Source organism: Paenibacillus sp. P36, from assembly GCF_045866505.1.
GTDB lineage: Bacteria > Bacillota > Bacilli > Paenibacillales > NBRC-103111 > Paenibacillus_E > Paenibacillus_E chondroitinus.
In genome coordinates, this window is the sequence record NZ_AP038372.1 from 2,294,178 (window position 1) to 2,306,787 (window position 12,610).

The 12,610-nt window shown below is 42.5% G+C and carries 5 protein-coding genes; all 5 read left to right on the forward strand.

The features are described 5' to 3' along the window. Positions 1-12: 12 nt before the first annotated feature. The 5 genes from ACKTT9_RS10535 to ACKTT9_RS10555 all read left to right on the forward strand — a co-directional run bounded on the left by ACKTT9_RS10535 (position 13) and on the right by ACKTT9_RS10555 (position 12,584). Complete coding sequence (locus ACKTT9_RS10535; RefSeq protein WP_407871498.1) at positions 13-7,023, forward strand: PKD domain-containing protein; 7,011 nt, start codon at positions 13-15, stop codon at positions 7,021-7,023. 115 nt (positions 7,024-7,138) lie between these two features. Further along, positions 7,139-7,939: a Cof-type HAD-IIB family hydrolase gene (locus ACKTT9_RS10540; protein ID WP_407871499.1), complete on the forward strand. Its 801-nt coding sequence runs from the start codon at positions 7,139-7,141 to the stop codon at positions 7,937-7,939. Between the two features lie 115 nt (positions 7,940-8,054). Next, a complete protein-coding gene (locus ACKTT9_RS10545; protein WP_407871500.1) occupies positions 8,055-9,770 on the forward strand; it encodes a hypothetical protein in 1,716 nt (571 codons plus the stop codon). Between the two features lie 11 nt (positions 9,771-9,781). After that, on the forward strand, positions 9,782-11,209 hold the full coding sequence (locus tag ACKTT9_RS10550; RefSeq protein WP_407871501.1) for a glycosyltransferase: 1,428 nt from the start codon (positions 9,782-9,784) through the stop codon (positions 11,207-11,209). A 298-nt stretch (positions 11,210-11,507) separates the two neighbouring features. Beyond that, on the forward strand, positions 11,508-12,584 hold the full coding sequence (locus ACKTT9_RS10555) for a hypothetical protein (RefSeq protein ID WP_407873003.1): 1,077 nt from the start codon (positions 11,508-11,510) through the stop codon (positions 12,582-12,584). The last annotated feature ends 26 nt before the right edge of the window (positions 12,585-12,610 follow it).

Sequence of the window (12,610 nt, forward strand, 5' to 3'; positions counted from 1 at the left end):
GGAGTGAAGAAGTTGCGATATTTTTTACATTACTCAATAGCTATTTTATTGTTTTTGGAATTATTGCGTCCATTTTTTGAGCCAAATATTGCTCAAGCATCAGGAATAAAAAGATTATATTATAACTATGAAACGGCTTCCTATGTTGAAACGATAATTGAAACGCAATATTCTTCCTTGCCTGAAAAAAGTTTTACTAAAGACATTAGTTCTAATATAGTTGGTTCTATAAGTGGCGTGAGTCTAAAGAATAATGGAATTGATGGCTCATCTAAGGTCACTTTTTCAGGAAATTCTGTTACAGTCACCGGTCTAGAAGGCTCTAAATTAACAGTATATGGAAAATCGGAGACTAAACCAATGCATCAAATCTACCGCCAACCGAAAGGTCAGATTTGGGAACATAAAGGAAGTAAAACAATAGCTATAGAATTTAATGGCGTATACGGAGTTCCAAAATCTCCCTACCCTGGGGTTATTCCTCTGTACGGTCGTGAAAGATACGAATCAACCCCATTTAATTACTCATTAGTTTCTAGCAATGGCCCTGATTTGAGGTATTCATATAATTCAAGCCAGTATTCAAAAGATGGTCAAACAAACTTAACTGGACATGTTGCAAGTGGTGATAAAGTCAAAGACTACAATAAAGAAGGATATGCTGTCACTTCTGCTTATGAGGTTTCTAGACCAGATAAATGGTTTAGTTTAGCTTCAACAGCTTCACTTGACCCACTTGATCCAAATGCAATTATTTCGGACGGCGACAAACTCGTGCAGAATTCCATCGAAATCTACGATGCCCAAAAGTATAAATCCTCATATGGCGCTATCCCTTTATCAGTTGGTCAAGGAACATTAGCAGGGCAAGGTATGATTAGAACAATGATGTTGCTGGATGGTTCAGTTCCTGAAGAGCAAATGGAAGAATACCTAGACCCCGACGGCTCAGGAGGTTTATCTCGCAACTACCACATGTACGCCATAGGCCTATGGAAAGGAGAAACCTACAAATACCAAACCTACATCGAAGTCACCTACACCCCACCAAACAAACCCGATCTAGCCGCAATATCGATCGATGCAGGCAATTGTGTTCTCTCGGGTGCAAGCACGAACCTCACCATCAAGTTCAAAAACGCTGGTGTGGCTATCCCCAATGGTAGTACATTTAAAGTAACAGTAGCGGCTGACGGCGCAGTGTTCAAGACGTTTACTTACACGGCAGGACTTCCGCCAGGAGAGAGCAAAACCGAGACAGTCCCCTACACCTTCAACAGTATAAAGAGTATTACGTTAACGGTAGATGCCAATGATGATATCTCAGAAACCTCTTCCACGAATAATACGCTTTCCCAGATTGTTACCCCACAAGCTAGCTGCGCGCCTAAAGGCGGTGGCTATTCCGGAAAAACCTCGGCAGACAAGCCTACGATTACATGGAAAGATTCCAACATGATAAAAGCCGATTGGACAATTCCGTCCAGTTGTACACCGGTTAGAGGACGTTTTATTTTATCCCAAGCAACCGGGGAAAATGTTCAATATGGTTGGAGTACACTAGGCAGTACTTCAGTGAATGATATGTCTATTTTTGCCTATGGGATGATGGGTTTCATTGGTTATCCTGGCAACATGCAAAGTGGGCAAGTCGATATTGCTTACCAACTTGAGGATAGTTGTGGAGGAACTTCTTATTTTTATGAGGGGAAATTTACAGTAGGTCCTAAGCCTCCCAATAGACCGCCTCAGTTCGAAATCGGATGGTTTCCGGACAACGATTATTACACTCGCACATCCCTGTCAGAAGCGGTAGTTGGGGACAAACTGAATGTACGATTGCTGCCAGAAATTGCGCCGAACCATTATGATCCTGATGATGATTCCGTTTCTTTTGAGTGGTTGTTCGCGAACAGCTCAAGTCCTTGGATCAAAAGTTTTCCTTCCATGGGGTATTTAAAAGGAGAGGATAAACTGACCTGGCTTACGGCATCAACAGCCGGAGATCATACTATTTCGGCAAAAATGTGCGATGACAAAGGAGCCTGTACGCAAAAGGAAGCGACGATAACAATCATGCGTCCGGAGCCGGTTCCTTGCATAAATGTTCCAAATCGTGTCGTGCAAAATCGGCCGCTTCCACCTAATGCCATCAATGGCGCTTGCAGCCGACCGGCTAAGAACAGGACAATTACGGAGTATTTTTGGACGAATAATCTTTCAATATATCCTAATGTCGGTATGGAAACCGTTACTCTCGAAGTTAAAGATAACTATGGCGTACGAAGTTTACCGGAAAATAAAGCGATCAAAAACATCCATGTCGTCGAGGATAAACCTCCTGTAGCCGTCATTAATCTTCCGCTTTTCGCAGTTCGTGGGAACATTCCATTTCGAGATATTTCATATAGCCCTGATGGGGATGTCATTGTCGAAACTACGATTAACTATGTCTACGACAGTAATAATGATGGAATTTTTAATGATCACATGCCACTCAATCTACCTATTGCCGTAGGTGGAACGGCACAGCTGCCGGCTGTGAAGATAGGGAAGTATAAACTTACCGTTAAAACCAAGGAAGATTGGGGGTTAACGGATACTAAATCTTTTGTGATCGATATCAAAAATGACTCGCCTGAGGTCGCATTCACGGTAACTAGTGCAAATCCCGAACCACCTTTGTTTCAAACCGCAACTGAGAACGAATTGTTAATGGCGTTCGGGGATCAGTGGGAAGGTTCGACACTTACAAATGCGAATTTACATAAAACAAAGGATATTGGTTTCACGTACAACCCCATTACGAAAGGTTTCACTTCTTATTTTGGAAAGTCGCCCTATAAAGCGCCTGCTAGTAATTTGATTTTTACTAACGCTGTAGCAAACGTTGGCCTTGATGTGGGAAGCAGTTTTAGCATACCACCTTTGTATGGCACTCAATATTTAGGTAATAAAAGCGGAGTGGCCGTTCGCGGTGCAATCCCCTACACGGTGCAAAAGATTGATTGGCAAGGAAGTCCGAATGGTCAACCTACAACTACCCAACTCAGTGGTATTGACCCACCGACAGCAACCAATACGGGCAATTATTTAACATTTGACGCCAAAGGAGGCAGCTACAGTTTATCCTGCAAATATTATTATGAAAACTACTCAAGTGATGACGATGTTTATCATTGGTGGTGCGACTATACGAGGAAAAATGCATCTGGTCAGGTTTCGTGGGTGAAAAGCTTCGAGAGTAACAGCTCTTCGGTTACCGGCTTTTTTTCTCTGCCAACACTGCCTAATCACATTGGCAATGCAAATAACATGGAGATTAATGATGATGGCACGAAAATAAAAATACCTTATGTACTTTTTAATCCAAATTACTGCTCTTATTGTGGTGGCGGTGATCTTTCACGTTGGTATGACGTGGAGACAGGTTTTGAAGTACCTTCGGCAACAATTACAAGGCCAAACTCAGGAAATGGAGCTATATATGAAGATACCGAGGTAGCCGTTTATGTGCATCAAGATTATAAAAGTACTTATAGTAATTCCAGCTATTCAAATAGTGGCAGTAACTCAGCTTACAGAGGGATTTATACCAATTATCTGACTTCGTATAACAAACAAACGGGTGTTACGAAGCGATTAGATATCAGTACGGTCAATCGAGACGATAGCAGCCAATCCCGAGATGGCAGTGTCATTCGAGGAGAAGGCTCAGATCGTACAACAAGCTCGATCGTGCAAGTAAAATGGGATGTTTCTGAGGATGGCTATGTGTACATCGTAGATGGGTTTAATAAAATAACAGTCGCTGATAAATTTGCCACAAAAATTGCAGACTTCACGACGGCAAATTTACGTCCCAAGGACTACTCAAGCAATGAACAATTTTTATATGAGAATAGGCAGTTTACGATTGCTTCATCAGGATTCGGGGCTGATGGTGAATACTATCTTCAGCTCCAGGAACGATATCACAAGCTCCGAAGGTATAATTTTGTATGGGAATCTTGCGGCAGCTGCAGTGTTGGCAGTTACGTCTCAAGTTATGATGAAGATTCTTCAGGTTCATTTAACAAGTATTATTTCTACACGATAAAGGGGGCAGTTGCCAGTCCCAAATTGTATGCCTCTTCTGAGGTCGGCCAAGTTTTAAAAAAAGACACGGATATAAGCGATGCGGACTATTCTTTTGACTTTATGCAAACGAATTTGAATTACAGCTTGAATTCACCATCGGGGTTTATTTTTAGGGCGAAGAACAATAAAAATATGTATAGGCTGGAACTGACATCAAATTGGATTACTCTTAGCAAAATAGTGAACGGGGATCGTACAGTCCTAAGAAGCAGTCCTATTAGTTTGAACACGACAGATTTTGTAAACCTCAAAGTTTCCGTTAGAGGATCGAAATTGAAGGTTAGATTAGGTCAGCTTCCTATTTTTGAAACATCGGACTCTACGTTCACTTCAGGGACTTATGGAGCTTTTATCGGTGGCTTTGGTTCTCATTTGCGTAACGTTTATGTGAAAATACCCATCGTTGATAATACGATAATAAGCGATATAGGATTAGCAGGGGAAGAATTGACGTACGGGACAACTTATGAAGACCCAGAGAACGACCCGCACCTGATTGTTAAAGACAAATGGAAATATGAGCACACGAATTCGGTGAAATTTTTGGATGCTGGCGATGGCAAAAGCGGCTTATCCAGCTATCATGGCCAGACCTTAATCGGTGCTCCAACGAAAATACTTGATAAAGTTGGTATTTATACCCTTTCGTATATTGGCGTTGATGATCCTGCACCACTAGGCTATACGTATCTTAATGTAACTTTTGCCGATTACCTCTCTGAGTCGGATCCTTATTCAAGAAATGTTTTGATTCATCGCAAACCAATCAGTAAGATATCTTGCAGTCAAGATTTGTACTATAAAGTGACCTGCGATGACTCACAAAGCTATGATCCGGATCGATGGATAAGTTCCACAAACTACTCTACAGAAGTTACGGGAATTAACTATGCCTTAACAAAAGGGATCCTTGATCGCAGATACGAATACATTCTTCCGGACGGTACTACAGTTCCGGGGCTTATCGATCGTGTCAAAGAAGTTGGGTTATATACGTTCAGGGTAGCTGTAAAAGATGAGTACAATGCTTGGTCAGACTGGGGAGAGGCGTATATCTGGTTAGACGCTCCGCCTGCCAACCATGCTCCTTTTGTAGATATAACGAACCCTGTAAGTAGCGACTTTAATCATCCATCCGGGGCGGCATCATCAAATCCGCTGTTTACTTGGAATGCAGTTGATTACGATGCAGATAGTTACATTGTAAAGTCTGAAATCGACGTTCAATATTACTTCTACGATTACTATAGTAATCCGCAATATCGATGGATCAATCAGTTTACTCCAACTCTTTTTATGAATAGTAATCTAAAAAGCGAAGGAATGGCGGTTGGTTTAAGCTACACAGCTCCGATGACTTTACAGGATAATAGAGTTTACAAGGTGAGAATACGTGTACAGGATGAAAAAGGGATGTGGTCGCAGTGGTCGGAGAAATATTTTAGCAAGGGATACCCGCCTTCTGCTGTATTGACTTTCCCCAATGGAACACAATCTACCCCAACTCCGATAACAAATGGCTTACTCGCACCTTCTTGGAATCAATCGGATCCAGACATTCCAACTCAATATAATAGCTTCCAGTATAGAATCCTTGATGATAATGGGAATCTGGTCACATATAGCAATAATGGGCTTGCGAATCAAGCCATTCGAGGAGGCAGCTACGCTTATTCGTGCACCTATAATAGTAATTCGGGGGCATGGCGAAGTTGCAAGTACGGAACGACGAGCAGTTCATGGACGGTTCATCCAATTGAACAATTCGACCTGTCTGATCTTGAAGGCTTATCAGGCCCATTTCAAGTTCAGGTTCGTGTAAATGACGGCAAGTACTGGTCCGAGTGGTCCAATTCCGGATGGTTCACTTTGAACAGACCTCCTGTCGTGTCGATGACAATGCCTAATGGGACACAGGCTGCGCCTACGATATACGCTGAACTTCGACCTACGTTTCAATGGACACAAACAGATCCAGATCCCGGTACAACTTTCACTTACTTTCAGCTGTTAATTACGAATGAGGCTAATGATGTAATGGTTCTGGATTCTGGGCAATTTTACCAAGGGACAAATTCAAGTCTAGGAAGTTGGCAAGTCAATCGCGATCTTCCTCCTGCCCAAAAGCTGCGTGTCATAATAAGAGTTTTCGATGGCATTGTTTGGTCTGATTATTCAGCGCCAACTTGGTTTTATATTAATCGGGCTCCTGTTGCTCAGTTTGATTGGACTCCTAAGCCGGTCTGGGAAGGTGATGTGGTTCAAAGCATGGATTCCTCTTATGATCCTGATGGGGATCCTCTGAGCTATGTGTGGAAATTGGAGCAGCCCAATGGGACGGAGGTTTTCTTTTCCTCACCAACGTTTAGCCATAAGTTCCTAACTCCCGGTGTTTATACGGTGACACTTACTGTGTCAGATGGTCGACTTACGAACTCGATTGTCAAAATGATTACAACGGCTCCATTAACGATTCACTCCGATGTGACTTATACGAACAATTGGCTGATTTTACATGAGAAAAGCGGTCACCAAACAGTGGCGGCGCCGAAGGACTTTTACTCCGGTGAAATTTTTATGGTATCTAGTCAAAGCTCACCGGCGCCTGTTGACGAAGTTACGGCATGGATTGATACAACAGGATTAGACGGTAGATTGCTCTATGTATCCGAGCGTTTAAGTCCGGCAGCAGGGGATGCGACATCTTTTCGGGGTGAAATCTTCGATGCAAAATTTCAGTCATTCTCGGAGGGATTGCCGGAAGGCTTGCAAACGATTCATTTTCGAATACGATATCGCAATGGGGTGATAAAAACAGAAGATATTCACGTAAATATTATCGGCAATGTCAATAAATCCGTAGGTGTTCACAGGGTTCAATAAATGCAAAGCAGCAGTTATCTTCGGATAGCTGCTTTTTGTATGAAACGGTGAATCCCAAGCTGTCCTATGATACAATTAGCGATAAAAAGGCTATGACTAAGGGAGCGAGAAGACCGTGAACTATCGTTTAATTGCATTGGATGTTGATGGAACGCTTTTGAATGACGATCATGAATTAACCGAGCAGACCATTGAAACGATTCAGGAAGTGCATGATCAAGGGGCACATATCGTCTTGTGTACAGGAAGAGCTCCTGATAGCACGCTGCCTATCCTGCAGCAGCTTGGATTAGAAGGAACGATGATTACCCATAACGGAGCGGCGACGGTTCACGCAGACGAACGAGGGAAATCGTTAGTGAATGAGTTTTCTTTTACACTGCCGGAAATTGCCCCCATGTTGGATTACGTAAGGAGAGAGGGCATCCATTTCGATGTTTGCACATCTTTCAATATGTACATCGAGCGAATTGGCGAATACGAAAAAGAGATGTACACCAAGTTTCTGGTTAGTCCCAAACTCGTAACGGATGTATCTGAGCTAGGTTTGCCGATAGTGAAATTTACACTTTTTAGTAGCCCGGAGATCCTGGATCGTGTTCAACAGGAATGGGACGAACAGCAGCTGTATGGACATTTGCGGATGATTCGGAGTGGCGATTTATTCATTGATGTGATGAGCGCCAAGGCGAATAAAGGAAATGCGTTGAAGGCTTTAGCCGCATCCTTAGAGATCGATCCGAGCGAAATTATGGCCATTGGAAATTATTATAATGATTTGGAAATGATGGAGTTTGCCGGACTTGGTATCGCAGTAGAAAATTCACCGGACGGGGTGAAGGAAGCCGCGGATGCAGTAACTACATCAAATAATGATGAAGGTGTGCATAAAGCCCTAGTTAAATATTGTTTATAAGTTAAAATTCCTATAAAATCCTCGATTTTTGGGGATTTTTGTCGTTTCGGGGGTTCTTCCTATTACCAGGCTATGGTAGAATGAGGGAAATAAACTAGACGACGGTGGTGTCATTATGGGGAAAGAACAGAAGAGTTTTAGTAGAAAAAAGAAACTGGTAGGGGCCATTGCCAGTACGGCGATGATTGCTGTGCCATTCTTGGCTGTGCCTGCTGCGGCGAATGTGGAAACGGAAATTCCAATTTTAAACCACGATAAGCTGCAGACGATTGTTATTCCTGAGGGCGGGAAAACATATATTAATTTGCACACGCTCTACTATGCAGGCAGGGAGTTCCAAATTAATAATACTTCCACACTCGCGACTGTAAACCAAAATTTGTTGCGTTACGGCATTTTGGAAATAAACGCGAACCCGCTAGTAACAAATTCTCCGACAGGACTGGCCACCTTTACGGTAACGGTAACCCCTTATGAGAGTGAGGCGACGTTCGACGACACCTTTAATGTAATTATCGTACCAAGCACGGGAAGCGGGACGGTGCCAAATTTTAATATTAAAAATGTTGTTTCCGTGCTACAGAATTTCTCATCTCAGTATTCAGAAAAATCAAAGATTGAAGAACTGATGGGACATATCGATCTTGCCTCACCAACAATCAAGAAAGACGATCCCTATAGTCAACCTGGGAATCAAATTCCTGTGCCAAAAATGAATGTGACGCCGTTTGAGGCTTTTTCTGGTGTCGATGTGGATGTTAATTCTTATGGTGAAAGTCCGCTATCTTTTGATATTCATCAGTTTTACGAGGATCCCGACGATGAGTCGAATGAGTTCAATGAGAATTCATATTTACATGTTGTTTTCGCAACTTCAGGAAACGAATACATACGAGTCAATAATACGGAGTATGGGCAATCCCTGACTCCACTTCAAGCAACGAGTGAGCCCGTGTATCTCCCTGTAATCGTTTATGACAATGAGGGTGGCGTTGTTTCAGGGACAGTTCCCATTCTTGTACGGCCTTCGGAACGATTTGATATAGAGGAACGTGCTTCTATCACCCTGGATATGCACAATTATTTCAATAACGTAGACGACAGTTCCTATATTGAGATGGAAATTATGAACATTAGCGAAGGATTTGGTAGTTTACCCAGCATAGACGGAATTCATGTTACGTTATCACCGCTTAACGGCATCTATAAATTTAAACATATGAAGGCAGATAGCGAGCAAGAATCCATCTGTTTTGTAGTGAAAGAGAATTACGATTTGTATGAAAATGAATTATCCAAGAGCTTTTTATATGAAAACAGCACCTTGGAATTTGACTTAAATCAAATGTTTCCGCAAGAAGCGGGAGCTTCTGTTCAATATTCCGTGTATCATGAGAATCCTTCAATCACATCGATTACATATGGAATTGATTTGACTGAAGGAAACAAGTTGTCTTTTACAGCGTCTAAAGATGCAGCTAATGGTGTTACAAACGAAGAACAACAAGAACCTAATAATTTCACTATCATTGCCAAGGATGTAGTGAATCATCATACCTATGTAGACCGTATCAATATTGCTCCGCGGAACCGAGATGACTCTCATTATACTATTTTTCCAGACAAATTATTCGATTGGCAGAGTAAAGGTGAAGATGTGACAGTTTCCTCAACAGATTCTGATTATCATTTTACGATTCAACATGGATGCAGCGTATATGTTTATGGTGAAGATTTGCCTCCAAATACAAGCACGACGGTTATCCTTACCTTAGAGAATGGTAAAGTGGTATATAAAATCCCATATACCTCCTATGGACCAACCTATTGATGGTGAAACAAATGGAACCATCCGTCAGCCAACTTTTAAAACAGATGAATTACAAAGAAGCGGAGCTCGCAGCCAAAGAGCACATTCGGGCTAATTCATTAGCAGCGCAAAACTGGGTATACCTTGGGGAAGCTCTCATGCATCAAGGCTATGGGAGCGCATCGACCAAAGCGTTTTATCGTGCTTGGCTGCTCGACCCTGAAGCAACTTGGGTGGTGCCGGTACTAGATGTGCTCAAAGAAATCCCTGCAGGTGATGAAAGAGTAGATATTGAGGGACTTCTTCATGTAAGAAAAGTAACGGTGTCTGCTGGAATAATCACATACAACATGGAAAACACGATTGAGCGTTGTTTGGATTCGCTGCAAGGAGCAGTTGATGAGATTATTCTTATTGATTGCTCTACGGACAGGACAGCTGAACTTGCTTCGCAATATCCGAATGTTACGATAATTCCTTTTGTTTGGGTGGATGATTTTGCCGCCGCGAGAAATGAAGGCCTTCGGCATATGAAGTCGGATTGGGTATTTTGGATGGATGCGGATGAGCATTTGGTAAAAGAAGATGTGAATGCTATACGCGAAGCTGCTGGTCTTTATCACCAAACGGCAATTCCCACCATATTATGCTTATGGCAAATCAACTCGATTCAAAATCATATCAATCATAATTTTTCACAAGCTCGTTTATTCCCTTTAGGAAAAGGCCTGAAGTATTGGGGAAGGGTTCATGAACAGGTGGGCACACAATCCGGCGTCTATAATCTCGAAGCACAACGTTTTAAGGTAAAAGTAAGAGTGCTGCATGATGGATATGAACCATCGGTCATGAAGAACAAGCAGAAAATCGAACGAAATCTGAAGTTGCTGTATAGGATGGTCCAGGAGGGGCCTGATGATCCCGCGGCTTGGTTTTATCTAGGACGTGATCTGCTCGGGGCAGGCAAAGAACTGGAAGCCATAGAAGCGCTTCTTGAGGCGGAACGCAGAGCATTAGCTCAACCCCTTTTTGGCAGGCTGCTTGATGTGTATAAATATTTGATGGAAATAAGTTATCATCGGAAAGAATTGGAACTTGCGCTGATGTACAGCGCGAAGGCTTTAAGCCATCATCCCGACTTCCCGGATGCCCACTACATGATTGCTCAAATCCGTATAAAGCAAGCGGATCAGCTGTATACAGAAGCGGAAGCAGGGATGAGAAGAGCGAGAGATGCCTTTCACTCTTTCCGTCATATGGTTTCGCCCGAACATGAAATAGGAGAATGGAAGGTGGATCTAGCCCTTGCAGAAATCGCGCAAAGAGCTGGAAAACCATCAGCCGCCAAGGCGATATATAAGCAAACATTGAAGCATTATCCGCAAACGGCTGGTTTAATAAGCAAGAAACTCGTGGCCATCGATGCCGAACGGAAGCGGTTAAATCAACAAAGCGAATAAAAAAGGCTGTCCCCCCTCATGAAGATGAAGGGACAGCCTTTTTAGTTAATCAAAATTAAAGAACAAATGCGCTAGTGATAATAACCAGCAAAATGAAAAGAACTAAGATTGCACCTACGTTATTGTATCCAGCAGACATGTCAGAATCCCTCCCTTTTGACTCTATAGGATAGCATATGAAGTTACGGGCAGAAGTGTATAGACGTTTATCCTGTATACTCATATTTTGGACGATATTGGGACAATCTACAGAAGAATTATTAGATCTGTAGAGGAGGCGAAGAAAGTCGTGGCCGATATGATGCTTAGACCCGACCTGAAAACAGCAGGCGGAGAAGTCTGCGATATGATGTACAATGGGGAGTTTGTCGGTACGTTAACGCTAGTCTACAGGGAATCGGATCGACTTAAAGGCTCGATTCATCTGGAGCGGCAGTCCATTGCACAAGAGGACAAAGAAAGTGTATATGCATTTGTCCAGTCGTATATTCAGAATGTTATTGATGCACTGGCTATTACGGAGTGCGAAGTAGTAGTCAGCTATAGTGATTATGATTTTGTGATCGCGACCGACCATGCCATTGGACCAGTGATGGAGGAAGACGATAACCGAACAACTAATTACTATTTGGATGATGATGACGCTGATTATGAATGGGTGAACGATGATGAAACCAGATTTGATGATATCGAGGGAACGAACGGACCCGAAAGTTTGCACATGATTGAGCAGCGCAGGCAGCAATTGGGGTACGAGCTTGTCAATGTTGGAGAGTATAGAAACCGAGTGGAATATCATGTATACGATAAAGAATCGGAATTGGTTGCTGAAGTTATCACGCACGTGTACGGTTCAGATGTGATTGGGGAAGTCACCTGGCAATTTGATCCTTTTGATGAAGAAATGGATACGGTGACGGAATTGGTTGTAGCCGATTACGATGAAGATGAAACGGATACGTTCATTTTCAATATGATTTTTGATGGTGAAATGATTGACACTGTAGAGCTAACTCACATCGATTTATTGGAGCTTGTAGATGATATTAGGGAAGAATCATTAATTCCACCGAATCCAGAGGATTATACGATTATTTTGGCCAGGGATGACGGGGATACGTTGACGTATGAAATTTATCAGCAATCGTACGGCGGTCTTCCCATCGGGACGGCAACGGTCGACATTAGTTCCCGGCAGTTAACCGGTTTTATTGACTTCAGGGAGCCGGGGGATTCCGATGATCGAGAGCTGATTGCGTCTTTGTTGTTAGAAGAGCTGGATAAGGAAAAAGAGTACGAAACCTTCAATGTGTCCATGCTGTATCGGAATAAATTGATTGATGAAATTTGGTTCGAGACCGATCAATTGCATTGACCTTGGAGAAAAAAGAAAAGGCATGA